The organism is Rheinheimera sp. WS51, from assembly GCF_050936095.1.
GTDB lineage: Bacteria > Pseudomonadota > Gammaproteobacteria > Enterobacterales > Alteromonadaceae > Alishewanella.
This window is the reverse complement of sequence record NZ_JBOTRC010000001.1, coordinates 423102-448446: the sequence shown is the minus strand read 5'-3', so window position 1 is coordinate 448446 and position 25345 is coordinate 423102. Positions and strand designations below refer to the sequence as shown.

Annotated in this window: 24 protein-coding genes and 1 other RNA gene; 5 read left to right on the top strand and 20 right to left on the bottom strand. The window is 43.1% G+C overall.

Annotated elements, in window-relative coordinates:
* Positions 1-139 precede the first annotated feature (139 nt).
* Complete coding sequence (locus tag ACRCA4_RS02125; protein ID WP_433183467.1) at positions 140-661, top strand: DUF721 domain-containing protein; 522 nt, start codon at positions 140-142, stop codon at positions 659-661.
* 102 nt (positions 662-763) lie between these two features.
* On the opposite strand, the gene lpxC is transcribed toward ACRCA4_RS02125, so the two are convergent.
* The 18 genes from lpxC to rsmI form a co-directional block, all read right to left on the bottom strand.
* Complete coding sequence (lpxC, locus tag ACRCA4_RS02120) at positions 764-1675, bottom strand: UDP-3-O-acyl-N-acetylglucosamine deacetylase (RefSeq protein ID WP_433183464.1); 912 nt, start codon at positions 1673-1675, stop codon at positions 764-766.
* A 230-nt stretch (positions 1676-1905) separates the two neighbouring features.
* Positions 1906-3099, bottom strand: coding sequence for a cell division protein FtsZ (gene ftsZ, locus ACRCA4_RS02115; RefSeq protein WP_433183461.1), 1194 nt, complete (start codon positions 3097-3099; stop codon positions 1906-1908).
* Between the two features lie 30 nt (positions 3100-3129).
* The gene (gene ftsA, locus ACRCA4_RS02110) at positions 3130-4365 is read right to left on the bottom strand and encodes a cell division protein FtsA (RefSeq protein ID WP_433183459.1); all 1236 of its coding nucleotides are present in this window, start codon (positions 4363-4365) and stop codon (positions 3130-3132) included.
* The gene (locus tag ACRCA4_RS02105; protein WP_433183456.1) at positions 4362-5114 is read right to left on the bottom strand and encodes a cell division protein FtsQ/DivIB; all 753 of its coding nucleotides are present in this window, start codon (positions 5112-5114) and stop codon (positions 4362-4364) included. Before ACRCA4_RS02105 ends, ftsA begins: the two co-directional genes overlap by 4 nt.
* Complete coding sequence (locus tag ACRCA4_RS02100; protein ID WP_433183454.1) at positions 5114-6025, bottom strand: D-alanine--D-alanine ligase; 912 nt, start codon at positions 6023-6025, stop codon at positions 5114-5116. The genes ACRCA4_RS02105 and ACRCA4_RS02100 overlap by 1 nt, the downstream gene beginning before the upstream one ends.
* On the bottom strand, positions 6022-7476 hold the full coding sequence (gene murC, locus ACRCA4_RS02095; protein ID WP_433183451.1) for a UDP-N-acetylmuramate--L-alanine ligase: 1455 nt from the start codon (positions 7474-7476) through the stop codon (positions 6022-6024). Before murC ends, ACRCA4_RS02100 begins: the two co-directional genes overlap by 4 nt.
* The gene (gene murG, locus ACRCA4_RS02090) at positions 7473-8624 is read right to left on the bottom strand and encodes an undecaprenyldiphospho-muramoylpentapeptide beta-N-acetylglucosaminyltransferase (RefSeq protein WP_433183448.1); all 1152 of its coding nucleotides are present in this window, start codon (positions 8622-8624) and stop codon (positions 7473-7475) included. Before murG ends, murC begins: the two co-directional genes overlap by 4 nt.
* A complete protein-coding gene (ftsW, locus tag ACRCA4_RS02085; protein ID WP_433183446.1) occupies positions 8617-9816 on the bottom strand; it encodes a putative lipid II flippase FtsW in 1200 nt (399 codons plus the stop codon). The genes murG and ftsW overlap by 8 nt, the downstream gene beginning before the upstream one ends.
* Positions 9813-11138 (bottom strand): UDP-N-acetylmuramoyl-L-alanine--D-glutamate ligase, encoded by a 1326-nt coding sequence (gene murD / locus ACRCA4_RS02080; protein ID WP_433183443.1) that lies wholly within the window; start codon positions 11136-11138, stop codon positions 9813-9815. The genes ftsW and murD overlap by 4 nt, the downstream gene beginning before the upstream one ends.
* Positions 11139-11141: 3 nt before the next feature.
* The gene (gene mraY, locus ACRCA4_RS02075; RefSeq protein WP_433183440.1) at positions 11142-12224 is read right to left on the bottom strand and encodes a phospho-N-acetylmuramoyl-pentapeptide-transferase; all 1083 of its coding nucleotides are present in this window, start codon (positions 12222-12224) and stop codon (positions 11142-11144) included.
* Positions 12218-13594 (bottom strand): UDP-N-acetylmuramoyl-tripeptide--D-alanyl-D-alanine ligase, encoded by a 1377-nt coding sequence (locus ACRCA4_RS02070; protein WP_433183437.1) that lies wholly within the window; start codon positions 13592-13594, stop codon positions 12218-12220. The genes mraY and ACRCA4_RS02070 overlap by 7 nt, the downstream gene beginning before the upstream one ends.
* A complete protein-coding gene (locus ACRCA4_RS02065) occupies positions 13591-15048 on the bottom strand; it encodes a UDP-N-acetylmuramoyl-L-alanyl-D-glutamate--2,6-diaminopimelate ligase (RefSeq protein WP_433183434.1) in 1458 nt (485 codons plus the stop codon). Before ACRCA4_RS02065 ends, ACRCA4_RS02070 begins: the two co-directional genes overlap by 4 nt.
* Positions 15038-16786 carry a penicillin-binding transpeptidase domain-containing protein gene (locus tag ACRCA4_RS02060; protein ID WP_433183431.1) on the bottom strand — a complete coding sequence of 583 codons (1749 nt, stop codon included), beginning with the start codon at positions 16784-16786 and terminating at the stop codon, positions 15038-15040. Before ACRCA4_RS02060 ends, ACRCA4_RS02065 begins: the two co-directional genes overlap by 11 nt.
* On the bottom strand, positions 16783-17091 hold the full coding sequence (gene ftsL, locus ACRCA4_RS02055; protein ID WP_433183428.1) for a cell division protein FtsL: 309 nt from the start codon (positions 17089-17091) through the stop codon (positions 16783-16785). Before ftsL ends, ACRCA4_RS02060 begins: the two co-directional genes overlap by 4 nt.
* On the bottom strand, positions 17084-18028 hold the full coding sequence (gene rsmH / locus ACRCA4_RS02050) for a 16S rRNA (cytosine(1402)-N(4))-methyltransferase RsmH (protein WP_433183425.1): 945 nt from the start codon (positions 18026-18028) through the stop codon (positions 17084-17086). The genes ftsL and rsmH overlap by 8 nt, the downstream gene beginning before the upstream one ends.
* On the bottom strand, positions 18029-18493 hold the full coding sequence (mraZ, locus tag ACRCA4_RS02045; RefSeq protein WP_433184399.1) for a division/cell wall cluster transcriptional repressor MraZ: 465 nt from the start codon (positions 18491-18493) through the stop codon (positions 18029-18031). It abuts the gene before it with no gap.
* Between the two features lie 298 nt (positions 18494-18791).
* Positions 18792-19171: RNase P RNA component class A (rnpB, locus tag ACRCA4_RS02040), an RNA gene on the bottom strand.
* Positions 19172-19190: 19 nt separating this feature from the next.
* Positions 19191-20042 carry a 16S rRNA (cytidine(1402)-2'-O)-methyltransferase gene (gene rsmI / locus ACRCA4_RS02035; protein WP_433183422.1) on the bottom strand — a complete coding sequence of 284 codons (852 nt, stop codon included), beginning with the start codon at positions 20040-20042 and terminating at the stop codon, positions 19191-19193.
* A gap of 107 nt (positions 20043-20149) precedes the next feature.
* Between rsmI and ACRCA4_RS02030 the strand changes: the two genes are divergently transcribed.
* From ACRCA4_RS02030 to dolP, 4 genes are read left to right on the top strand one after another with little or no spacing between them, the layout of a single operon-like run.
* Positions 20150-21985, top strand: coding sequence for a penicillin-binding protein activator (locus tag ACRCA4_RS02030; RefSeq protein WP_433183419.1), 1836 nt, complete (start codon positions 20150-20152; stop codon positions 21983-21985).
* 6 nt (positions 21986-21991) lie between these two features.
* Positions 21992-22336 carry a YraN family protein gene (locus ACRCA4_RS02025; RefSeq protein WP_433183417.1) on the top strand — a complete coding sequence of 115 codons (345 nt, stop codon included), beginning with the start codon at positions 21992-21994 and terminating at the stop codon, positions 22334-22336.
* A 39-nt stretch (positions 22337-22375) separates the two neighbouring features.
* Positions 22376-22951, top strand: coding sequence for an SIS domain-containing protein (locus tag ACRCA4_RS02020; RefSeq protein WP_433183414.1), 576 nt, complete (start codon positions 22376-22378; stop codon positions 22949-22951).
* 8 nt (positions 22952-22959) lie between these two features.
* Positions 22960-23529, top strand: coding sequence for a division/outer membrane stress-associated lipid-binding lipoprotein (gene dolP, locus ACRCA4_RS02015; RefSeq protein ID WP_433183412.1), 570 nt, complete (start codon positions 22960-22962; stop codon positions 23527-23529).
* A 97-nt stretch (positions 23530-23626) separates the two neighbouring features.
* Here the strand turns inward: dolP and ACRCA4_RS02010 are convergent, their stop codons facing one another.
* Together ACRCA4_RS02010 and rarD are read right to left on the bottom strand one after the other, a co-directional pair.
* Positions 23627-24304 carry a DUF599 domain-containing protein gene (locus ACRCA4_RS02010; RefSeq protein WP_433183410.1) on the bottom strand — a complete coding sequence of 226 codons (678 nt, stop codon included), beginning with the start codon at positions 24302-24304 and terminating at the stop codon, positions 23627-23629.
* Positions 24305-24358: 54 nt separating this feature from the next.
* The gene (rarD, locus tag ACRCA4_RS02005) at positions 24359-25273 is read right to left on the bottom strand and encodes an EamA family transporter RarD (RefSeq protein ID WP_433183407.1); all 915 of its coding nucleotides are present in this window, start codon (positions 25271-25273) and stop codon (positions 24359-24361) included.
* Positions 25274-25345: the final 72 nt, after the last annotated feature.

Genomic DNA, 25345 nt, shown 5'->3' with positions numbered 1-25345 from the left:
TAAAGTGAATTTTTCACCATATTACGCTAGATATGGTGGCCATAGCTAAAGCTTTCAAGAGCCATTTAAGATTCTGCTAAAAAATACAGAAGCTGTTACACTATTCAGGCTATTTAATTTTGTCGAGCGCATTAAAGCCATGGCACGTTATACTGAAAAACCAAAGGATATCAATAAAGTACTCGCGCATAGCACGCTAGCAAACCAACAGCAGCAAGTTAAGTTAATGCAACAGCTGAATACGGTGTTAGCGCAAGTATTACAGCTAGAGCAGCTTACCTCTTGCCGTGTAAGTACCATTCGTGATGGTAGAGCCATAATTTTATGCAGCTCTCCTTCTTGGCTTACTCGGCTTAAAATGCAGCGCGACGCTATTCTAGACAATTTTCGCAAAAAAATCTTGCCTGATTTAGCAGGGATTGAAATTGAACCTTCACCTACTGGGCAAATTCGCCAGTTTAATGTTGCTATAGCCCAGCCTGTAGCGACCCAGCACAGGCTATCAAACCACGCTGCCGACGCTTTATTATCAGTGGCCAAAAGCACTGATGGCAAGCTTCAGCAAGCATTAATTAGACTAGCTGAAAACCGTACTAGCAGTAATAAGACAACCAGTGATAAAACTTGCGTTAACAGCCGTGATAACAACCGCGATAAATAAATTGATACTTTAGTTGAATTTCTAAAGCAAAAAGCCAGTTAATGCAAAACATTAACTGGCTTTTTTAATTTGGTTATTAAACTTACTAAGCTTGCTGCTAAATTAAGCCAGTTGAGGGGCCAAATAAGAAATAGGTAGTTGTTCTTGTTCGTCAAAAGTAACAAACTCCCAATTTTCTTGATGCGCCAACACCTCACATAACAATTGGTTATTTAAGGCATGCCCGGTTTTATAGCTTCTAAACTCACCTAAAATACTATAACCCGCCATATATAAGTCACCTACAGCATCCAATATTTTATGTTTAATAAATTCATCGTCGTAGCGTAAGCCATCTTGATTTAAAACACGGTATTCATCTAATACAACCGCGTTATCAAAACTGCCACCTAAGGCCAGATTGTTAGCGCGTAAGTATTCAACTTCATGTAAAAAACCAAAAGTACGAGCACGGCTAATATCTTTAATAAAGCCCGCAGCTGAGAAGTCTAACTTCATATGCTGAACGGTGTCTGAGATCACAGGGTGATCAAAATCAATGGCGAAATCAATTTTGAAACCGTGATAAGGCTTAAATTCAGCCCATTTTTCACCGTCTTCTACTCGTACTGTTTTTTTAATTCGAATAAACTTTTTAGCTAAACGTTGTTCTTCAACACCAGCTTCTAGTAAAAGATAAACAAAAGGATTAGCACTGCCATCCATAATTGGAATTTCTGCAGAATCAACTTCAATAACTAAGTTATCAATACCTAAGCCAGCTACTGCTGCCATTAAATGCTCAGTAGTAGACAATCGCACGCCGTTTTCATTAATCAAACAGGTACACATCACCGTATCACCTACCAGTTCTGGTGACACTTTAAAGTCAACTATCGGATCAAGATCAACACGGCGAAACACAATACCTGTGTTATCGGGCGCAGGTCGGAGAGTTAGCGTAACCTTTTCGCCTTTGTGTAATCCGACTCCAATAGAGCTGACACTTTTACTGATGGTACGTTGTTTTGTCATAATTTAGTCCTGCTCAATTTTTAAGCAACCTTAACCAAAACGGCGGCGAAGTTTAGCATAACTCGGCCAATTTACCAAATTGTAATGAACAAGCGCTTAATATCAGTACAGTTATAGCTGTACAGATTAAGTTTTAAGCACAGTTGCTGTTGGCGCTAAGCATTAAACACTCAACACTCAACACTCAACACTCAACACTCAACACTCAACACTCAACACTCAAGTTAAGCTTAGTCAGCTTGCTTACGTAAGAAAGCTGGAATATCGAAAATATCAATATTAGCTTTACTTTCCGCTTGCGGCTTAGCTGCTGTTTGCTGTTGGTTATGAACCTGAGTTTGCACTTGTGGCTGTTCTACGCGGACAGTTTGCGCTTCAGACTGCAAGGCATTACCACCGGCGGTACCATACACTGGGCGTGTAGTTTCTGGCTGACGGTTTTGCACTAAGCTGATATCTGGACGACGCTCGGCACCAATACCAGTAGCCACTACAGTTACACGTAACTCATCGGCCATTTCGGTATCAATTACCGCACCAACAACAACAGTCGCATTTTCTGAAGCAAAGGCTTTAACCGCGTTACCAACAATTTCAAACTCTTCGATACTGATATCTAAGCCAGCAGTAATGTTAACTAAAATACCTTTAGCACCTGATAAGTCGATATCTTCTAATAACGGGCTTGAAATAGCTTGCTCTGCTGCTTCTTCAGCACGGTCTGGACCTGATGCACGGCCACTACCCATCATAGCAGTACCCATTTCAGCCATAACAGTGCGCACGTCAGCAAAGTCGACGTTAATTAAACCAGGACGAGTAATTAACTCGGCAATACCTTGAACAGCGCCTAATAACACATTATTCGCAGCTTTAAACGCATCTAATAAGCTAGTGCCTTTACCTAATACTTTTAATAGCTTGTCATTAGGAATAGTAATTAAAGAATCAACATGCTTGCTTAACTCTAAAATACCTTCATCAGCATAAGCAGTACGCTTTTTACCTTCAAATGGGAACGGTTTAGTGACAACCGCTACGGTAAGAATGCCTAATTCACGGGCAATTTCTGCAACCACTGGCGCGGCACCTGTACCTGTACCTCCGCCCATACCGGCAGCAATAAAAACCATATCGGCGCCTTCGATGGTCTTTTTAATGTTCTCGCGATCTTCTTCTGCTGAACGACGACCAATTTCAGGGTTAGCACCAGCACCTAAGCCTTTAGTCACTGTAGCACCTAGTTGTAAGGTGATATTCGCTGACGAGTTACGTAATGCCTGCGCATCCGTATTAGCAGCAATAAATTCAACACCTTCAATATTGCTAGCAACCATATATTCAACAGCATTACCGCCGCCGCCGCCAACACCTATTACTTTAATTACAGCTTCTTGGCTGTGGTTTTCCATTAATTCAAACATAGCTCTCTCTCCGTTTTTACGCTTTGTAACTTAAAATTCGCCTTTAAACCAGCTACTGATCCGTTTGACGAAACTACTGACTGTATTTCGCACGTCTGCAGACTTTTTCTGCTCTGCTCGTGCGTCTTTACCGTACAACAACAACCCGACAACACTGGCGTAAGCCGGATCTTGTACATACTCTTTTAAACCGCTGATATGCATAGGTTGTCCTACGCGCACCGGCATCTGAAATATATCTTCTGCAAACTCAACAGCACCTTCCATCTTGGCGGTACCGCCCGTTAGCACTATGCCTGCAGCAACTTGCTCTTCTAAGCCAGAACTGCGAATTTCTTCTTGTACCAGCTCAAAAAGTTCTTGATAACGTGGCTCTACAACTTCTGCTAAGGTGTGCCGTGACATAGAACGAGCAGGCCGTCCGCCGACACTGGGCACTTCAATGCTTTCTTCTTTACCCACCATGCTACGAAGCGCGCAAGCATACTGCACTTTGATATCTTCTGCATGGCTAATTGGTGTACGAAATATTTTTGCAATATCGCTTGTTACCTGATTACCCGCCACCGGGATCACCGCGGTATGTCGCAAGGCACCATTGGTAAAGATAGTGATATCAATAGTGCCACCACCGATATCAACCACACAGACCCCTAACTCTTTTTCATCGTCAGTTAACACCGCATAGCTAGAAGCTAGGGCGGTAAAAATAAGTTGGTCTACTTGTAAGCCACAGCGTTCAACACATTTTTCAATATTTTTCGCCATATCATTAGCGCAGGTAACAATATGCGCCTTAGCTTCCATTCGCACACCCGACATACCAATAGGGCTTTTAATCCCCTCTTGCATATCGACTGAATACTCTTGCGGCAAAACATGTAGCATGCGACGCTCAGCAGAAATAGGCACTGATTTAGCTGCATGGATTACGTTTAACACATCTTCAGCTGTGACTTCAGTGTCGTTAATTGGCACCATGCCACTTTCGTTTTGACAACGGATATGTTTGCCTGAAATGCCTAAATAGACAGATGACACATGACAGTCAGCCATTAACTCTGCTTCATTAATTGCCCGCTGCACCGCTTGAACCACTAAGTTCAGATCGTTAACACCGCCTTTATCCATACCGCGTGAGACGTGAGTGCCTACCCCGACAATACTTAAGCGATTATCAGGCGTAATTTCGCCTACTACCGCTTTTATTTGGGCAGTGCCTATATCTAAACCTACGATCAAATCTCGTTCTAACGACTTTGTCATACTTTTCTCTTCGTATCATTATCGCTGTAACGTACAGCTATGCCCGTGTCGTAGCGCAAATCAACTTCGCTAACCGGCTCATTCTTATGCTTAGTTATCACCGGGTACAATTCAACAAAACGCTGCACCCGCTTTAAAATATTCTCACGCCCAAGTTTCAAGGCAATACCGTCTGTTAACGTTAGCTGCCATGAAAAACGCTCTGTTAACGCCAAACGTAACGGCGCAAATTGGTGCAAGGCCAAAAAGCCTTGAATATGCTGAAGCATGTCCAGTGCGTCCTTTTCACTACCTTCAGGGCCGACTAATAAAGGCAGCTCGGTTTTTAACTGCGTTAACGGAGCGCTAAATAGCTCACCATGCTGATTTATTAGCTGCTGCTGATTCCAGCGTGCTACCGGCTGTTGCTCGGTAACAACAACCACTAAGGCATCAGGCCATTGTTTGCGAATGGCAACTTGGTACACCCAAGGTTGCTGCAATAAATACGTTTGCACTTGGTCAACATCAACATGAAAAAAGCTACCCACATACTCTTGTTGTAACTGGTGCTGCAATTCACTTGGTTTAATATGGACAAAGTTACCATAGAGCTTTACTTGCTTAATTGGCGCACTTTGCTGCCCCTGCAACCAAGTATTTACAGCAACACCTGCCCAAATTAAACCAATCACTGAACAGACAAAAAACAGCAAGCCCGCATAGAATGCGCTTGGTTGTTTAAATTGTATGTTCAGACCTTTGCTCATTACCGCTGTTGCTCCGACTGCTGTAAAATGGTCATAACTAACTGCCCAAAGCTGATACCTGCAGCTTTAGCAGCCATTGGCACCAATGACTTTTCGGTCATGCCAGGGACAGTATTTACTTCTAACAAATAATGCTGACCGTCTTGATCCATCATTAAGTCAACTCGCCCCCAACCGCTTGCCCCTACGGCTTGAAAAGCCTGTAATGCAGATTGTTGCATTAATTCTGTTTGCTCTGCGCTAATTGGCGCTGGGCATAAATACTCAGTTGAATTCGCTTGATACTTAGCTTCGTAATCATAAAAATCACGTGGCGTACGCATTTCAATAATGGGTAATACTTGGTTATTCACTATTGAGATGGTGAACTCACGACCACTGATCCAGCGCTCAACTAAAATTTCACTATCATAAACTAGGGCATTTTTTATGGCTTGTTCCAGCTCTGCCACACTTGTTGCCGCACTCATGCCAATACTTGAGCCTTCGTTGGCCGGTTTTACCATCACTTTACCGCCTAAATCGGACAGTAATTTAGCAAAATCAGTATCTGTACTATGCACTACAGCAAAAGGGGCCGTTGCTAAGTTTTGGGCCTGAAATAATCGTTTACAACGAATTTTATCCATGGCTAAAGCTGAACCTAAAACGCCACTACCGGTATAGGCTAAACCTAAGGTTTGTAATGCGCCTTGCATGCTGCCATCTTCACCACCCCGGCCGTGCAAAACAATAAATACCTTAGTGGCGCCACTACTTACTAATTCGGTTAATGGCTGAAACTTAGGATCAAATGCAAAGGCATCAACACCGTTTTCTAATAACGCATTAAGCACAGCTTTACCCGAGCGTAACGACACTTCACGCTCAGCCGAATTACCGCCTAATAACACCGCAACTTTTTCTGTCATATCGCGGCTCCTGCTGTTTGTTTTAATTGTTCAATATTTAATTTCATGGCTGCTAACTGCTTAACTAAAGCACCAATATTGCCTGCACCTTGGGTAATTAATACATCACCTTCTTGCAGTACATCTGCTACATTACTGGCCAGCTCTGCCGGCGTTGCGACATAAATAGGATCTAGCTGGCCTCGGGTGCGAATAGAGCGACATAAACTGCGGCTATCGGCACCTGTTATTGGTGTTTCACCCGCTGCATAGACCTCTAGTAACAGCAAAGTATCAACGCTAGACAATACCTTTATAAAGTCTTCGTATAAGTCGCGCGTTCGGCTATAACGGTGCGGCTGATAAGCCATAACTAAACGCCGCTGCGGCCAAGCGGCACGCACTGCTGATATAGTGGCAGCAACTTCTGTTGGGTGATGCCCATAATCATCAAGTAATAATACTTTACCTTTACCTGTCTCAAACTCACCATATTGCTGAAAACGACGGCCAATACCTTCAAACTTCTGCAAGGCAGCTAATATTGCCGGCTCTGCGATGCCTTCATCTAAGGCTAAAGCAAATGCCGCTGTTGCATTAAGCGCATTATGTTTACCTGGCAGGTTTAACCTAACCTCGCGCTGGTTACCGCTAGGATCAGTAAGCGTAAAACGGCTTTCTGTGCCTTGTTGCGAAAAGCCACTAATTACAAAATCAGCATCAGCGCTAAAGCCATAGGTTAAAATAGTTCGACCTATTTGCGGAATTAACTCTCGCAACACAGGATCATCTAAGCAAATAACGGCAACACCATAAAAAGGCAAGTTATGACAAAACTCCAGATAGGTCTCTTTCATCTTCTCAAAGTCGCCTTGGTAGGTATCCATATGGTCGGCTTCGATATTAGTCACAACAGTTGTTAATGGCTGTAAATGTAAGAAAGAGGCATCACTTTCATCTGCTTCTGCAATTAAATAGCGCCCTGCCCCTAAACGCGCATTAGAGCCAGCTGAATTTAATAAACCACCAATAACAAAAGTAGGATCTGTCCCAGCTTCGGCGAAAATAGAGGCTAATAAGCTGGTTGTTGTTGTTTTACCATGAGTTCCAGCCACAGCAATGCCATGACGAAAACGCATTAACTCACCCAGCATTTCAGCACGGCGCACCACAGGGATCCGCAACGCGCGTGCAGCATTAACTTCAGCATTGTCTGGATTAATAGCACTAGAAACAACAACAACACTGGCACCAGAAATATAACTAGCACTATGACCAAAATGAACAACAACGCCTAATTGAGTTAACCGCTCTGTAACCGCATTAGGGGCAATATCAGAGCCTGATACGTTGTAACCCTCATTAACTAACACTTCAGCAATTCCGCCCATGCCGGCACCACCGATGCCGACGAAGTGAATGCGCTCAACTCTGCGCATAGCAAGCTTTTGTTGCTGTGGAGCCTGATTCATATTTTTGTTCCTGTTACTGGCTGCCCGACAACTTGCTGGCAAAACTGGACAACCTGCTCGGTTGCATTATCTAAAGCACAGCTTTTCGCTGCAGCTGCAAGTTTGCGCAATGGCGCTTTATCTGCAAGCCACTCTTGTAATAAAGGCAGCAAATTGGCAGCCGTTAAATCTGTTTGTTTAATCACTAACGCAGCCTGTTGTTGGCTTAACCAGTTTGCGTTAGCCGTTTGATGATCATCAATTGCATTAGGCAACGGCACAAAAATAGCAGCCACGCCAGCACTGGCTACTTCACTCACCGTAGAGGCACCAGCTCGGCAAATCACCAGATCGGCCCAGCGATAAGCTGATGCCATATCATCGATAAATGCTGCCACATCAACACTTAACCCAGGCTGAGCCAATTCGCTATAACAAGCTTGGGTGCTAGCCAACAAGACTGGGCCTGTTTGATGCTGTACTTTAATTTGGCCATTTTTAGCCGCTGCAGAAAAAATAGCGGGGAGTTGCTCATTTAACGCTTTGGCCCCTAAACTGCCGCCAATAACTAAAATATGTAAGCTTCTGTTTTCTTGGTTAGTGCTTTTTTCATTAGTGCTAACGTTGTCTAAGTTAGGCTGATGTCCAGCACTAATTAATTCAGCTCGCACCGGGTTACCAACTAAACGCTGTTTAGTTAAAGCGCTAAAAGCCGTTGGAAAGGCCACTAAAACCTGACGGGCAAATTTAGCCAACAGTTTATTGGTACTGCCAGCAACTGCATTTTGTTCATGAATAAGTAAAGGCACACCTCTTAACCAAGCCGCTAAACCACCCGGCCCGCTGGCGTAACCACCAAAACCTAACACAACATCTGGCTGTAGTTGTTTAATAATACGGCGCGATTGCCAAACCGACTTAATCAACATCCAAGGGGCTTTTAATAAAGACAATTTCGTTTTGCCTCTTAAACCAGAAATTTGAATGCTATGAAATGGTATACCAAAACTAGGCACTAACTGCGCTTCCATCCGGTCATGGCTACCTAGCCAATCTACTTGCCAACCTTGGTCTAACAAAGCCATTGCCACTGCCTTAGCAGGGAAAATATGACCACCGGTGCCACCGGCCATAATTAAAATACGTGGCGATTTATTTAGCTTAGTCATGGCGGCCACCACTAACGGCCTGTCGGCCTTTTAAGCGGGTTTCAAAATCAATTCGTAGCAATAATGCTGCGGCAGTTAGCATAACAATTAAGCTACTGCCCCCAGAGCTCACGAAAGGTAAAGTTAAGCCCTTTGTTGGCAAGGCACCGGTAGCAACGCCTATATTGACAGCAGATTGAAAACCAATCCAAATAGCCAAGGCATAAGCTAAAAAGCCATGAAAACTCATGTTTTTGGCTAAAGCACGCTGGCCCATGCGTAAAGCCCGATAAACTAATGTAAACAATAAGGCGACTAATATAGTTACGCCAACAAAACCGGTTTCCTCGGCAATAACCGATAAAATAAAGTCGGTATGCGCTTCAGGTAAGTATTCTAGTTTTAAAATACTATTGCCTAACCCTTGGCCAAACCAGCTGCCACGGCCAAATGCCATTAATGACTGAGTTAATTGATAACCGCTACCAAAAGGATCGGCCCAAGGGTCAAGAAAAGCCGTTACCCGTTTCCAGCGATACTCACTGTAAAAAATTAATGCCGCTATTAATAATAATCCTGTCATCATTAATAAAATGAATTGCCAAATTCTAGCGCCAGCTAAAAATAGCAAGGCAACTGTAGTAGCAAACATCACAATAACTGTGCCTAAGTCAGGCTGCATTAATAACAAACCGGCAAACACAATTAGCACCACTAGGGGTTTAAAGAAGCCTTTAAAGTTCTCTCTTACTTCTTCATGACGACGGACTAGATAACTAGATAAATAAACAAAGAAGAATAATTTAGCCGGTTCAGCAGCTTGAATACCAATAGGGCCTAAAGATAACCAACGAGTACTACCGTTGACGTTCTTACCTATTAGCAATACCGCCACTAATAAGGCTAAACCAGCAATAAGTAATAACATATTGCTGTTATGCCACCATTGCACAGGCACAGACAAGACAACAATAGATGCACCCAAGCCAATACCAATATAAATAATATGACGAATGGTAAAATGTAACTCATTATCATATAACCGCGATGCCACCGGCACTGAGGCACTGGTTACCATGACCAAACCAAAGCAAAGAATAACCATTAGTAACATCAGAAAAAGCTTGTCGTAAGGCGATGCATCTTCGGCATGCCACCACTGAGCTAGGCTATCTAATGGGTTTTGCCAAATAGAAAGTGCTAATTGCTTCATAACACCTCCGTCTTAACCGCTTGGCAAAACAGGTCGCCGCGCTCTGCATAGCTTGCAAACATATCTAAACTAGCGCATGCAGGTGACAGCAACACCATATCACCCGGCTTGGCAATTTTAGCCGCAGCTGCTACCGCCTCAGCTAAGCTTTCAACCTCTATGCTATTGTTTATTAAAGCCGCTATAGCTGGGCCATCTTTACCTAAGGTAATTAACTGCTGCACATCACGCTGTAAAATGGGTTGCAGCTCTGACATATCAGCCCCTTTACCATCACCACCGGCAATTAAGATTAAATTACCTTTAATACCCGGCTTTAAACCGGCAATAGCGGCTAAGGTTGCGCCAATATTGGTAGCTTTAGAGTCATTTACCCAGGTTATATCATTATGTTTTAACACTAGCTCGCAGCGATGCGCTAAAGGCGTAAAGTGTTGCAAAGCAGCAATAATGCCTGCTCGGTTAGCGCCGGCAGTTAAGGCTAAAGCTGCCGCAACAAGGGCATTAAACTGATTATGCGCCCCAAATAAGCTCATTTTCGCCACAGGCATCAAGGCTTCACCGGCTAGACTCAACCAAGTCTCACCTTGTACTTGAACCAAGCCATAGCTAGCATTTGCTAAGCACACGCCTAAGGTTTTTTTAGCATCTTGAGGCGAAGTAGCTGCATCATCTAAATTAAATACCGCTAACTCTGTTTGTTGAAACACTTTTTGCTTTGACGCTGCATAAGCCGCCATAGTTGAGTACCGATCTAAATGATCAGCGCTGACATTTAATAAGCAGCTGGCCACACTATGTAACGATTTGGTGGTATCAAGCTGGAAGCTAGATAATTCAAGCACAAAAACATCAATATCTTGCTGCTTAATAGCATCTAGCACCGGCAGGCCAATATTGCCTGCCGCTAAGGCCTTAATGCCACTTTGTTGCAGCATGGCTTCAACTAACTTAGTTACAGTAGACTTACCGTTAGAGCCGGTAATAGCAATAATGGGTTTCTGACAAAAGCGGGCAAATAACTCAACATCACCAACAAGCTCAACACCCTGAGCCACAGCAAAACGAATAGCTGGATGGCTAGGCGCTAAACCTGGGCTTAGCACTATCATATCCATCTTAGCTAAACGGTTTGCATCTAGCTGGCCTAAATAAATACCGTCTACTTTATCTGGCGCTATTTGCTCAATAGCGGCCGGCTTAATACGGCTATCCATTAAGACAGGTTTAATGCCTAAGCTTTGTAAAAAGCGCACAGTCGCCAGACCTGAAAGGCCTAACCCGACTACTGCAATCCGCTTTTTAGCTAAACTTTGCATCATTTGTTATCTCAACTTTAAGGTGGCTAAGCCAACCAATACAAACATGATGGATAAGATCCAAAAACGAACAATTACCCGAGGCTCTGGCCAGCCTTTTAATTCATAGTGATGATGAATAGGTGCCATACGGAAAATTCGCTGGCCACGCAGCTTGTAAGAGCCCACTTGTAAAATAACCGACAGCGTTTCCATAACGAAAACACCCCCCATAATAAACAGCACTATTTCTTGGCGAACTAAAATAGCAATCACGCCCAGCACAGCACCTAAAGCTAATGAGCCAACATCGCCCATAAAAACTTGCGCTGGGTAAGTGTTAAACCATAAGAAACCTAAGCCCGCACCAATTAAGCCAGCACATAGCACCACTAGCTCACTGGCATGGGGTAAGTACGGAATATTTAAATAAGCAGAAAAGTTTACATTACCGCTAACATAGGCAATAAGGGCAAATGCAGAGGCAACCATAATAGTAGGCACTATAGCTAAGCCATCTAAGCCATCGGTTAAATTAACTGCATTACTAGTACCAACGATAACAAAGTAGCTAAGGGCGATAAATAAGACACCTAATTGCGGCATAACATCTTTAAAGAACGGCACTAATAATGCAGTTTCAGCTGGACGTTCTGCCGTGAGATATAAGAAAAATGCCGTCATAATGGCAAAAACAGATTGCCAAAAGTATTTCCAGCGCGCAATAAGCCCATTGGGATCTTTGCGGATCACTTTGCGGTAATCATCAATAAAGCCCACAGTACCAAAACTAACTAAAACAAATAACACAACCCAAACATATTTATTGCTTAAATTAGCCCACAATAAGGTACTTATTAATACCGACAATAAGATTAAGATCCCGCCCATGGTAGGCGTTCCACGTTTAGAAAAGTGACTTTCAGGGCCGTCATTACGCACAATTTGACCAATTTGCATTTTTTGCAAATAAGCAATTAATTTAGGACCGAAATATAAGCTAATTAGCAAGGAGGTTAAAATGCCTAAAATAGCTCTAAAGGTTAGATAACTAAAGACGTTAAACGCATTAAAATATTGAGTTAAGTACTCGGCTAACCAAACTAGCATGGGTTATTCTCCTGCTGACAACTTTCTAGCAAGTCTTGCACAACTAACTCCATCTTCGCGCTACGCGAACCTTTCACTAGTAGGGTGACTTTTTGCTGTTCATTAATAATAGCGAGCAAGGCTGTAACAAGCGCTTGTCGCGAACTAAAGTGAGCGCCTTGTTGCTGAAACAAGTCACTGGCACTGCTTGATAGCACACCTAGAGTGAACAACAAATTAATACCGGCATTTTTTGCATATAAACCGACTTCTTCATGATATAAGCGCGCATCTTCACCTAGCTCTCCCATATCACCTAATACTAATACTCGTTGGCCAGCATAAGATGCCAATAAGTCGATAGCAGCTTTTACTGACTCAACATTAGCATTGTAGCTATCATCAATAATGCAAACATCCGCTGTTAGCTGCATAATATTAGTGCGCCCTTTTACCTGCGCTATATTCGCTAAACCCAATTGCACATCGGTCAGGCTTGCGCCTAAGCTGATACAAGCGGCGGCTGCAGCTAAAGCATTATTGATATTATGCTTGCCAGGCAAGGATAGCCGTATTGCGATTTCCCCTTGCGGACAATGCAGCATAAAGCGAGCACAACCGTCGCTTGCTAGCGCAATCTCACTTGCATAATAGTCAGTAACTTTACTGCTTGAGAACTGTAATACCTGCTTAGTTGTCAGCTTTTGCCGCCACACTGGTGTAAATTCACTATCGGCAGGAATAATGGCTACACCTTTTGCTGATAATCCTTGAAAAATTTCAGCCTTAGCCGTTGCCACACCAGCAATGCTGCCAAAACCTTCTAAATGTGATGCCGCTACATTCGTAATAATGGCAACATCTGGCTTAGCCAGCTGTGTTGTATAAGCAATTTCACCTTGATGATTTGCCCCTAGCTCTAGTACAGCGAATTTGTGCTGTTCATTAAGTGCTAATAAGGTTAAAGGCAAACCAATGTCGTTATTAAAGTTACCCTTAGTGGCCAGCACCTCGCCTTTACGACTTAAAATGGCTGCCATCATCTCTTTTACTGTGGTTTTACCTGCACTGCCGGTAACCGCAACAGAAGGTAAATTTAGTTGTGCTTTTACCGCTGCCCCTAACTTGCCCAGCGCAAGGCGGCTGTCAGAAACAATAATTTGGCTAATATCGACATTAACGGCGCGCTCAACAATTACCGCTGCGCCACCTTGGGCTTTAACATCAGCGACAAAGTTGGCGCCATCAAAATTAGGACCGGTTAAAGCAATAAATAACTGCCCTTGGGTAATATTGCGGCTATCGGTACTTACGCTAGTGATCTGCTGATCAGCCCCGACTAAACGGCCATCTACAATCTGTGCAATCTGTTGGCAACTTAAGCTAATCATACTGATAACTCCGTAACCAATTGCTGTACGTAAGCCCGCTCATCGTAATTTAACTGTTGCTGACCAATTATTTGTACTGTTTCATGGCCTTTACCAGCAATAAGCACAATATCATCAGGCTGCGCTGTCGTTAGCGCTAACTTAATTGCCGCTTGCCGATTAGGCTCTATTTGATAAGAAGCATCAGCACTGATACCCGCGGCTATATCTTGGCAAATGCTTAAAGCATCTTCACTGCGCGGATTATCAGCAGTAATAATAATGTGATCAGCATATTTTTCGGCCGCTTGGCCCATTAATGGCCGCTTGCCTTTATCTCTATCGCCACCACAACCAAACACGCACCAAATATGGCTGCTGCTATGCATTTTTAACGACACTAAAGCTTGTTCAAGTGCATCTGGGGTATGGGCATAATCAATAACAGCAGTAAATTCATTGTCACAAACAAACTGCTCCATGCGCCCAGGTACAGCAGTTAATTGCTCAGCAGCTTTAACTAAAGTAGCTAAGTCATAACCCAAAGATTGCATACTTGCGATTGCAGCAAGAACATTTTGAATATTAAATTCACCCAATAAAGGTAGCCGCAGGCTGTGTCTTTCATCTTTACTACTGATAATAAATGTAAAACCAGTAGGCGTAGCAACTACATCGGAATAAGCTAAAAAGCGTTTAAAACCACGGCATTGCTCAGGAGTGCCATACACAATGCAAGGCAGGTTAACTTTATTTGCTAACTGGTGACCAAATTCATCGCCGACATTGATAACGGCGGCTTGGCACATTGCAGAGTCAAATAGCAATGCTTTTGCAGCACCATATTCTGCCATTGAGCCGTGATAATCTAAGTGATCACGGGTTAAATTCGTAAATACTGCAACATTAAATTGAATACCGGCTAAGCGCTGCTGGGCTAAGGCATGAGAAGAAACTTCCAGCGCCACTAAGTCCGCTTGCTTAGCCTTGGCTTGAGCTAATATAGCTTGAATATCAACAAAGTGAGGTGTGGTATTAGCTAAAGGTGTTAACTGATTAAAGTCACCGTAACCTAAGGTACCAATAACCTGTGCCTTGCGTTTTAACTGCTGTGCCAATTGGTTAATAAAAAATGCCGTGCTTGATTTACCGTTGGTGCCGGTAATGCCGACTAAAGTCATCTCTGCTGCTGGTGTCTGATAAAAGCGGGCAGCCAAGGCCGGTAACTGCTGCATTAGCTGAGGTAGAACTAATACACGAGCGTCTTCATAGTGGCCGCTATCGGTTAATACTAAGGCTGCGCCATTTTTTAACGCTTGCTCTATATAATCTTTACCATGTTGGCTAACACCCGGAATGGCTAAAAACACATCTTTGCTTTGTACATAACGGCTATCTAGCTGCAACGTATTAACGAGAATATCGTCTGTAAGTGGGTAAACCTGCTCCAACCATTCTTTGGCATTAACCCGCATTGCGACCTCCACTAACAGAGACACGAACTTGCTCACCAGCATCAGGCGCTAAATTCAACAATTGCATTGAGGCACCCATAATTTTTGCAAAAACAGGGGCTGCAATTTCACCACCATGATAAAAATCACCAGCGGGTTCATTAATCACCACAACACAGGCTAAACGTGGCTGTGAAATAGGGCCAACACCCGCAAATGAGGCCACATAATCCTCACCATAGCCGCCGGCAATCGCTTTTCGCGCGGTACCTGTTTTACCACCAACACGATAACCTCTAACTTGGGCTTTGGTAGCTGTTCCGCCTGGTAATACATTTGCTTCCATCATCTCTAACATAGCTAATGCATTTTGATGGCTAAGAACTTGTTCACCCGGTAACGGCTGATCTAATTTTAAAATGCTAAGCGGTCTGCTAATACCACCGTTAGCCATAGTGGCATAGGTACGCGCCAGCTGAGCTGCTGTAACTGATAAGCCATAACCAAAAGATAAGGTAGCGCGTTCAAAGTCAGACCAACGATGGCGGTGACTTAGCATACCGCTACTTTCGCCATTTAAACCTAAACCGGTATCAATACCTAAGCCCATGTTGGCGTATAAGTTCAACACATGCTCAACAGGCATAGAAAGCACTAATTTACTGACGCCGACATTACTTGAACGACGAATAATACCGGTTAAATCTAGCTGCTTATTATTTACACCATCTCGTACCCAACTACCGCCAACCCGCATATAGCCAGGGCTAGTATCTACTATAGAGTCTAAGCTTGTCGCACCAAACTCTAAGGCACTTAATACCGCTAATGGCTTCATTGTAGAGCCAGGCTCAAAAGTATCAGTGATAGCACGATTTCTAAATAAATAGGCCGGTGTATTGCGTCTATTGTTGGGGTTAAAAGAAGGGCTGTTGACCATAGCCAGCACTTCCCCTGTATGCACATCAACCACCATGGCTGAGCCTGACGTTGCACCATAAGATAAAACAGCAGACTTTAACTCTCTATAAGCAACTGACTGAATACGCTGATCGATACTTAACTGTAAGTTACTCGCTTTCTCTGCTTGCTCGCGCTCTATTACTTCAATTTCGCGGCCTTTAGCATCTTTGCGAAAAACCTTACGCCCCTCTGTGCCAGTTAAATAGTCATTAAACCGCTTTTCAATGCCCTCTAAACCAACATCATCAACGTTAGTAAAGCCGACAAGTTGGCCGGTTACTTCACCAGCAGGATAATAACGACGTGACTCTTCGCGAAAAAAGATACCTGGTACTTTTAGTTGCTTTACGTAGCCGGCAACAGCAGGATTAACCTGGCGTTGTAAATAGACAAAACGACGCTGGGTATTACTACCAATTTTATTTAGCAATTCAGCAGGCGTAAGCTGCAAAATATCCGCTAGCGCATGCCATCGACGCTCATCGGCTGCAGCATTTTTTTCGATAACAATTTTCGGATCGGCCCAAATAGCTTCAACCGGTACGCTTACCGCTAATTCTTCGCCATTACGATCTAAAATCATACCGCGCATAACAGTGTCAGATTCAACCCGTAAACTGCGCATATCGCCTTGATTTATTAGCATATCAGGCTCAATAACTTGCAACCAAGCGGCCCTTGCTACTAAAGCAAAAAACACCAGCGTAATCAGCCCCATTACTAACGCAAAACGCCAGCTTAATACTGACGGTGTGGTTCTGGCTTTAGCCTGTGGTGCTTTTTTGTTTCTACTCATGGCATTGTCACCGAAATGTCTTGAGCTCCACTGGGGCGAATCATATTTAAGCGCTGCCTTGCGATATCCTCTACCCGGCTATGCTCTGACAAAGCCCGCTGCTCTAACAGCAGGTTTCGCCATTCAATATCTAACTGATCACGTTGGTGATACATTTTATCTTGGCTAGTAATTAACTGCCGATTAAGATGAGAGAAATGCACTATCACTAATGCCGTAATAATACAGGCCACTAATAGAACCAAGGCAAACTTCTGTTGCCATAATTGCTGACCAATAATATGCGGTAAACTAAGGCTACTCATGGGCTTGCCTTTGGGCGATACGTAATACGGCGCTTCGCGCACGCGGATTAGCCGCTAACTCGGCATCTGAAGCTTTAATTGCTTTACCCACTAAGCTTAACTCGGTACGTTGCTGCATTTGCGCATTAGTCAGTGGGATACCACGAGGGACAGGTTCACCTTTAGCAAAGCGACGCATAAACTGCTTAACTAAGCGATCTTCTAATGAATGAAAGCTAATAACTACTAAACGGCCGCCCGGTTTTAATACTTTAAGCGCCGCATGTAATGCCTGATTAACTTGCTCTAGCTCACTATTAATATAAATACGAATAGCTTGAAAACTGCGGGTGGCAGGGTGCTTTTTCTCTTTGTTGCTTTTCGGTACGCTATCACTAATTAGCTTGGCCAGGTCAGCAGTACGGGTAAACGGTGTTTCAACGCGAGCTGCAACAATAGCTTGGGCAATACGCCAAGCAAAACGCTCTTCGCCGTATTCTCTTAAGACAAAACTGATATCTTCAACATCAGCTTGCGCTAACCAGTCTGCGGCGCTAATACCGCTTGTCGGATCCATTCGCATATCTAATGGACCATCACGCATAAAACTAAAACCGCGATCAGCATCATCTAACTGCGGTGAAGAAACCCCTAGATCTAATAAGATGCCGTCAACTTTGCCCACGATATTTTGCTGCTGTGCAATATCGGCTAAAGCAGAAAAGGCGCTATGAGTAATATGAAAACGACTATCTTCTTTAAAGGCTTCTGCAGTAGCTATAGCCGCAGGATCGCGATCGATAGCGTATAAACGGCCTTGCGGTCCAAGTTGGCTTAAAATAACACGACTATGCCCACCACGGCCAAAAGTGCCGTCAAGATAGCAACCGTCAGGCTTAATGGCTAAGCCTTGAATTGCTTCTTCTAGTAGTACTGATATATGGGCTGAAGTCGTCATTTACAGTGAAAAGTCCTGTAATCTTTCTGATAACTCAACATCACCGGCTTGAGCTTGCTCTAATGCTATATCTTCTGCAGCACGCTCTAACCAGGCCGTTTCGTCCCAGATTTCAAATTTATTAAGTTGGCCAACTAAACGAATATTCTTATTTAGTCCGGCATGATTTCGTAATAAAGCAGGCACTAAAATACGGCCATTTTTATCCATTTCACAATCTGTAGCATGGCCTAATAGCAAACGCTGTAAGCGCCGCGCTTTAGGGTCAATATTGGATAATTTATTTAATTTATCTTCAATAATTTCCCATTCTGGCAATGGATAAAGCAACAAACAGTTATCGTGTAAATCAATGGTACAAATTAAATGGCCCTGACAATCAGACAGCAAGGTTTCCCGATAGCGTGCGGGTAGCGCTAATCGTCCTTTTACATCTAATGTCAATGTAAACGAGCCACGAAACATTAAGTTACCTGCATTATTTACGGTTAACTCATCATCGGGTTTTGCTATCAAACAACTGCTTGATCCACAATTACCCACAATTCTCCACGAACATACAGTTTAGGGTGCAGCTTTGTCTATTGTCAAGGTAAAAACCCTACAGATAGTCGGATAACGAAGTCAGTAGAAATAAGCGTTATAGCGAGGTTAATTTTTTGGTGGAAAAAAGTGGGGGCATACAGCCACTTAAGCCAGTACGCATCTGAAACAGTACCAAAGTAAAAGCCGCCGTTATGACTAACGGCGGCTTTATTAAAGAGGTGTGAGTTAGCTTTTAAGCCGGGTTCTGTGCTCTGTTGCCAGAGTAGCAATCATTCCTCTAGGACTTAGGTCACCCTAAGCCTCAAGCAATCTACCCGCTCTCAACGCGGGCCGCGCCAAAGAGAGCCTATTTGATCTTGCTCCGGGTGGAGTTTACCGTGCCACGAACTGTTACCAGTCGCGCGGTGCGCTCTTACCGCACCCTTTCACCCTTACCTGATCTCAGACTTTTCGAAAAAAGCCGAGCCATCGGCGGTATACTCTCTGTTGCACTAGTCGTAGGCTCGCGCCCCCCAGGCGTTACCTGGCACCCTGCCCTGTGGAGCCCGGACTTTCCTCCCCTTGCTTACGCAAGCAGCGATTGCCTTAGCCAACTCACGGCGCGATTATACCTGATTTACTGCTCAGTACCAGCCCAATGCAAGGCGAGTTTATATAAAGCGTTTTTCTTCTCATCATGAATTTGGGCAGTTAAAGCGGCCGCTTTTTTTAATGGCATTTCAGCGAGTAATAATTGCAGCGTTTTTTGCGCCGCTTCACTGATATCACCGTCTGGCTTAGGTGTTGGTGCTATCATTAACACCATTTCACCCTGACAACGCTGCGGATCAGCTTCCAACCACGATGTAATTTGCTCAGCAGTACCATACTCAAGGTGCTCAAAGGTTTTAGTTAATTCTTTGGCTAGCACTAGCTCGCGTTTAGGCCCAAACACCTGTGCGACATCTTGTAAAGTAGCTTTAATTCGCCGAGCAGTATCATAACAAATAATAGTACCAACACCATTAGGCACAGCAGCAAGTTGCGATTGTCGCTGTAAGCTTTTTGGCAATAAAAAACCGATAAAGTGAAATTTATCAGTAGGTAAGCCTGCCGCGCATAAGGCCGTAATCAAAGCGCAAGGACCAGGAATAGGAATAACCCTCACCCCTGCTTCTCTACACTGGCGTACTAAACTATAACCCGGATCACTTATTAAAGGTGTGCCAGCATCTGACACTAGAGCTACTGATTCACCGGCTAAGCATTTATCTATAATACTGGCTGCTCGCTGCTTTTCGTTATGATCATGTAGCGCTATAGTACGTGCTGATATCGCCAAATGCTGTAATAAGCGCCCAGTATGGCGAGTATCTTCAGCAGCTATCCACTGCACTTGCTGTAAAGTGGTAATCGCACGCTGACTAATATCGTCTAAATTACCAATTGGCGTTGCTACTACATATAAAGAACCGGTTTCTGTGATCATTTTGTATTATATATCGCTATTTATTTGAGCTTACCCGACAGTGCCAGTAAGATAAGACTATTATTTTACTATTATCTGGCTGTTGTCTAACTATGGTACTGCGCATTGTGAATTCCAGCAAATTAAAGACGTTGTTTTTTATTGGCCTTAGCGGCATACTTTTTGGCTGTACTCCCAGTAGCACGCTTACTGACTCTGAACAAAAAGAACGAGAAACCAACCAAGCTACTCCCCCCACAGTAGACAGCCTTACTGCACGCCAACACTATAGCTTAGCGGCTAATTATCAGGGCGAGCCTCAACATTATCATTTATTAAAAGCAGCAAGGTTAGCCATTACTGAGCAAGACTATTTGCTTGCCTTAGCAATTAGTGAAAGTTTAAAACATAGTCCCTACCCTTTGATTCAACAGCAAAACAAGCTGCTTTTATTACAAGCTTACATTGCAACCGACCAGCAGCAAGGTCTAGCACTTTTATTAAAGGAAACTAAATTAGACCAAGTACATGCCAAAGATAGAGCTTCTTATCTATGGTTTAGCAGTCAATACTTTAGTAAAGAGCAACGCCATTTGGCCGCGAGCCGAAATTTACTATTATTAGCTGATTACCCTAATAGCCAAAGCGAGTTTCCTGAATACCCCGCTTTATTGTGGCAAAACCTAACCGCGTTAACAGATAGCCAATTACAAAACCTGCAACAGCAAGCAAATAAAGTCGCTAATAGCTGGCTAGCATTAACTAATTTAAGCCGTAGCTATATTGGCCAGCCTGAACAACTACAGCAAGCATATGCTGATTGGCAGCTAGCTAACCCATGGATGCCCGACACCGCTGCCATGCCATTAGCTGTACAACAATTGCTGTTGTTACAACCTTTTAATCCGCAAAAAATTGCAGTGTTATTGCCGCTAAAAGGACAATTCCGCCAGCATGCTCAAGCTATTCAGTACGGGATTTTATCTGCAGCAACTAAAGATAATAGCAAAGAAATTATCTTTATTGATAGCCAACAAACCCCTGAGCAATTAATAGAAAAATTAACCTTTGAACAAGTAGATTTTGTTATCGGCCCTTTATTAAAAGGGCAAGTCGATACTATTAGCCAACAAGCCCAATGGACCTGGCCGACACTATTTTTAAATAGCTTAGATATAACTACGGCAAAACGTGACAATCAATTTTTCTTTGCTTTGAGCATGGAAGATGAAGCGCAACAAACTGCTTTGTTATTTGAGCAAAAAAATTATCAACAACCGGTCGTTATCAGTGCAACAAATAATATCAGCCTGCGCATGCAACAGCAGTTCTCTCAATCATGGCAGCAACTAGGCCACCAAGCACCACAGCTTTATCAGTTTAATGACAAAGCTGATTTAGATGCCTTAATTAACCAACTATTAGAAACTGAGCAAAGTAAGCTTAGAGTTCAACAAATAGATACCCTAGTCCCCGTCAAAATGCATAGTGATACCCATAGTCGCTTAGATATTGACGCTATATACTTAATTGCTGATCCAGTGCAAACCCAGCTATTCAAGCCATTTGTTGATGTATCGGTTAGTGAAACAGCCCCTAAAATCCCCGTTTATGCCAGCTCTCGCAGCCATAGCACTGCCTTAGATAAAACCGAGCAAAGAGACTTAAATGGTTTAACTTTTACCGAAATGCCATGGATGTTACCGGTAAAAACGGACATGCCGATCCGGGATGAATATCAACAGTTATTCTCAACCGAAGATGAGAGCTTACAACGTTTGTATGCCATGGGGTTTGATGCTTATCGCTTAATTGGCAGTTTACGCCAACAGCAACAATTAAACGCTATTGTCTTCTCTGGTCTAACGGGGCAGTTGCGCTTAAACCCTAATGGCAGTATCGTCCGCCAGCTTAGCTGGGGCAAATACCACAATAATCGCTTAATTGCTGTTCAAGAGCCGTAATTAATTATGAATAATCGCGGCCAACAGTTTGAATTGCTTGCTCTTGCTTACCTAGAGCAGCAAGGCTTGCGCTTAATCGAACAAAATTATTTATGCAAAATGGGCGAAATTGATTTGATAATGCAACACGATAAGCATTTGGTTTTTATCGAAGTAAAATATCGTGCTAGTAATGCCTATGGTGGTGCAGCTGCAGCTGTAACACCGGCTAAACAGAAAAAGCTAACACGCACGGCAAAGTGGTATCTACAACAACATAAATTAAACAACGTCGCTTGTCGTTTTGATGTGGTTGCCATAGAAGGCCATGAGCCCTACCAATATCAATGGCTGCGCAATGCCATTAACTAGCCACCTCTAATAAAAGACGGGTTATAACAGGATTTACATATGCAAGAACATATTCGTCAGCTATTTAGCGAGAATATCCAAACCATGATCGCCAGCGGTGAAAGCTTAGCCGAACCATTAGAAAACGCAGCTTTTGTGATGGTAAATAGTTTGATTAATGGCGGTAAAATCGTTTGCTGTGGTGAAGGCTCTACTGCTGCATTAGCAAACCATATGTGTGCTTTACTGCTGGATCAATTTGAAACTGAGCGCCCTTGCTTACCCGCTGTTGCTCTACAACCTCACCATGCGGGTTTACACTACAACCCGCAGCATGATAACGACTATTTAGCTAGACAAATTAAAGCGCTGGGTCAAGCAGATGACGTCTTGTTAGTCATTTCACTTACTAGCTCGGAACCTAGCTTAATAAAAGCAGTCGAAGCTGCATTAACGAATGATATGAAAATTATTGCACTGACAGTGGATAACAGTGGCGAGCTGTCAGGACTACTTAACCAGCAAGATATTGAGTTAAAAGTCCCGCCACATCGCAGAGCACGTATTTTTGAATGTTATACATTTTTAGTTCATAGCCTATGTGAGCTAACTGATATGACACTTTTTCCGCAATAGGGAGCCTTATGAACCGAACCAAAATACTTAGCACTTGTTTAATGTTGGCATTATTACAAGGTTGCGCAGCCGCTGTGGTAGCTGGAGGGGCAACAGCCGTGACGTCGGCCAATGACAGACGCACCTTAGGGGCTCAGATAGACGATAAAAATGTCGTGCTTAAGGCGCAACGTGCCTTAGCCGACAACCCTGCTACAGCTAATGGCAGTAATATTAATGTGACTAGTTATAACGGCATTTTATTACTTACTGGCCAAACTGACAGCGAACAAGTTAAACAGCAAGCTACTGAAACTTTACAAAAAATTGATGGCGTACGTAGCGTACAGAATCAAATTCGTTTAAGTAGTAATACCTCTATGACAACCCGCACTCACGACAGCTGGATTTCAACTAAAGTAAAATCACAACTTCTAGCAGATAAACAAGTTAGCGGCTTAAACATTAAAGTGGTAACAGAAAACGCGGAAGTGTTTTTAATGGGCTTAGTTAGCGAGCAAGAAGCCAATATTGCAGTAAATATTGCCCGTCATGTCGATGGCGTAACAAGAGTTATTAAAGCGTTTGAAATTCGCTAGCTCTAATTAGCTATCTGATCAATAGCTGTAAAGTTAATGTCATTAGCCTTACAGCTGCTTATTTTTATTTAGTTTCAGCGGTGTCTAAATATCGCCTTTAGCAAAGTCGTAGTGCCTTTAAAACTGCCGAGTGAAATTCTCGTTGTTTAAGCACTGCAACCACTACAACAGAAGCGATAATAAGTAATATAGGATGAATAAACCAACTTAACGCGGCTAATGAAAAATAGATTGACCGTAAGCCGTAGTTAAAAGAGTGACCGGCTTGATCTAACACTTTAGCCGTGCGGTTAGCGTATAATTGCTTTTCATCATCGGTCATATTTTTACCATCTGGTGCAGCACCAACAAGCACACCGCTAAAGCCGTATTGACGCAACGACCAAGTAAATTGAAAGAAAGCAAATACGTAGATAAAGGTCAAAAATAGTAGCTTTAACTGCACCCCAGCACCGGTTGCTGTAGACCACGGAACTAAATTAGTCAGCATAGCGCTAACCTGCTCGGCTGAACTCATAGCCGTTAATAAACCCGCCATAATTAATAAGCAGCTAGAAGCAAAAAACGCCACATTTCGCTCTAAAGTAGAGATTAAACCAACATCGGGCATATTATTATCGCGCGATAGCATTTTGCGCATCCAGTCTGTGCGTTTGCGGCGTAATTCATAGGATAAACAGCTTTGTACTTTGGCTCGCCGTTTAGCAAACCAGGTATAACCTATCCATAAAGAGACAAACCATGTTATCGCAATAATATCGAGTAAATCAGGCATCACAGCAGGTCCTTCCTAGAAAATAATTAAGCTCAACTCATTTAGAGTAACCAGTTATTGGCTTTGCTGTTTGCGTAATTGTTTACGTTGCCTACTTTGTTGCCAAGCATCAACAGAGTACAGCAATAAGGCAAACCAGATTAAACCAAATGTATATAACCGTTCAATGACTAAAGGCTCTTGATATAACCACACACCAAAAATAAACATTAAGCTAGGCCCTATATATTGAAAAAAGCCCATAGTTGATAACTGCAACCTTTGCGCACCCGCAATAAAGCACAGTAACGGCACTGTCGTTACAATACTTGCTGCCATTAACCAACCATTGAGTTGCCACGGATTATTAAACATATTTACCGCGTAACTATCAGCGAATTGCCACCAGTAAAATAAAGCTAAAGGTAATAGCAGTAACGACTCGATAAATAACCCTGTAATTGCATCCACCGCTAACTTCTTACGAATTAAACCATACACCGCAAAAGAACCGGCTAAACATAAGGCAATCCAAGGTAGAGAGCCAAAGGTAATCAATTGAATAACAACGCCTAAGGCAGCTAAAGCTACCGCTAACCACTGTAACTTGCGTAATTTTTCGGCTAAAAACACCATGCCAAGCAGAACATTTAATAAAGGATTAATGTAATAACCTAAACTGGCATCGAGCATATGTTTACTATTGACGGCCCAAATAAATAACCCCCAATTAGCCCCTAACAAAACAGAGCATAAAACTAAAATACTCAACTGCTTAGGTTGGCGCAATACCTGTATCACACGACGGCTCTGTTTTAGCGCCAGCACGATAATTAATAATAAAAGAAATGACCAGACAATACGGTGAACTAAAATTTCTGCCGCAGCTATGGTATCAATTTGTTTAAAATATATGGGCGCAATGCCCCACAGACTATAAGCGCTGGCAGCAAATATGCCACCAAGCTTTTGTTGTTTAGTTAACGACATCAACAGAGGCTCCGAAAGGTGAGCCTGTATTATACGCTAAAGCGGACTGCTAAAGAACCTCAGCAAAGCTAA

Bases quoted from the DNA above. Each gene is read 5' to 3' on its own strand.
- ACRCA4_RS02125 (WP_433183467.1), top strand. From the start codon at position 140: ATGGCACGTTATACTGAAAAACCAAAGGATATCAATAAAGTACTCGCG.
- lpxC (WP_433183464.1), bottom strand. From the start codon at position 1,675: ATGACAAAACAACGTACCATCAGTAAAAGTGTCAGCTCTATTGGAGTC.
- ftsZ (WP_433183461.1), bottom strand. From the start codon at position 3,099: ATGTTTGAATTAATGGAAAACCACAGCCAAGAAGCTGTAATTAAAGTA.
- ftsA (WP_433183459.1), bottom strand. From the start codon at position 4,365: ATGACAAAGTCGTTAGAACGAGATTTGATCGTAGGTTTAGATATAGGC.
- ACRCA4_RS02105 (WP_433183456.1), bottom strand. From the start codon at position 5,114: ATGAGCAAAGGTCTGAACATACAATTTAAACAACCAAGCGCATTCTAT.
- ACRCA4_RS02100 (WP_433183454.1), bottom strand. From the start codon at position 6,025: ATGACAGAAAAAGTTGCGGTGTTATTAGGCGGTAATTCGGCTGAGCGT.
- murC (WP_433183451.1), bottom strand. From the start codon at position 7,476: ATGAATCAGGCTCCACAGCAACAAAAGCTTGCTATGCGCAGAGTTGAG.
- murG (WP_433183448.1), bottom strand. From the start codon at position 8,624: ATGACTAAGCTAAATAAATCGCCACGTATTTTAATTATGGCCGGTGGC.
- ftsW (WP_433183446.1), bottom strand. From the start codon at position 9,816: ATGAAGCAATTAGCACTTTCTATTTGGCAAAACCCATTAGATAGCCTA.
- murD (WP_433183443.1), bottom strand. From the start codon at position 11,138: ATGATGCAAAGTTTAGCTAAAAAGCGGATTGCAGTAGTCGGGTTAGGC.
- mraY (WP_433183440.1), bottom strand. From the start codon at position 12,224: ATGCTAGTTTGGTTAGCCGAGTACTTAACTCAATATTTTAATGCGTTT.
- ACRCA4_RS02070 (WP_433183437.1), bottom strand. From the start codon at position 13,594: ATGATTAGCTTAAGTTGCCAACAGATTGCACAGATTGTAGATGGCCGT.
- ACRCA4_RS02065 (WP_433183434.1), bottom strand. From the start codon at position 15,048: ATGCGGGTTAATGCCAAAGAATGGTTGGAGCAGGTTTACCCACTTACA.
- ACRCA4_RS02060 (WP_433183431.1), bottom strand. From the start codon at position 16,786: ATGAGTAGAAACAAAAAAGCACCACAGGCTAAAGCCAGAACCACACCG.
- ftsL (WP_433183428.1), bottom strand. From the start codon at position 17,091: ATGAGTAGCCTTAGTTTACCGCATATTATTGGTCAGCAATTATGGCAA.
- rsmH (WP_433183425.1), bottom strand. From the start codon at position 18,028: ATGACGACTTCAGCCCATATATCAGTACTACTAGAAGAAGCAATTCAA.
- mraZ (WP_433184399.1), bottom strand. From the start codon at position 18,493: ATGTTTCGTGGCTCGTTTACATTGACATTAGATGTAAAAGGACGATTA.
- rsmI (WP_433183422.1), bottom strand. From the start codon at position 20,042: ATGATCACAGAAACCGGTTCTTTATATGTAGTAGCAACGCCAATTGGT.
- ACRCA4_RS02025 (WP_433183417.1), top strand. From the start codon at position 21,992: ATGAATAATCGCGGCCAACAGTTTGAATTGCTTGCTCTTGCTTACCTA.
- ACRCA4_RS02020 (WP_433183414.1), top strand. From the start codon at position 22,376: ATGCAAGAACATATTCGTCAGCTATTTAGCGAGAATATCCAAACCATG.
- dolP (WP_433183412.1), top strand. From the start codon at position 22,960: ATGAACCGAACCAAAATACTTAGCACTTGTTTAATGTTGGCATTATTA.
- ACRCA4_RS02010 (WP_433183410.1), bottom strand. From the start codon at position 24,304: ATGCCTGATTTACTCGATATTATTGCGATAACATGGTTTGTCTCTTTA.
- rarD (WP_433183407.1), bottom strand. From the start codon at position 25,273: ATGTCGTTAACTAAACAACAAAAGCTTGGTGGCATATTTGCTGCCAGC.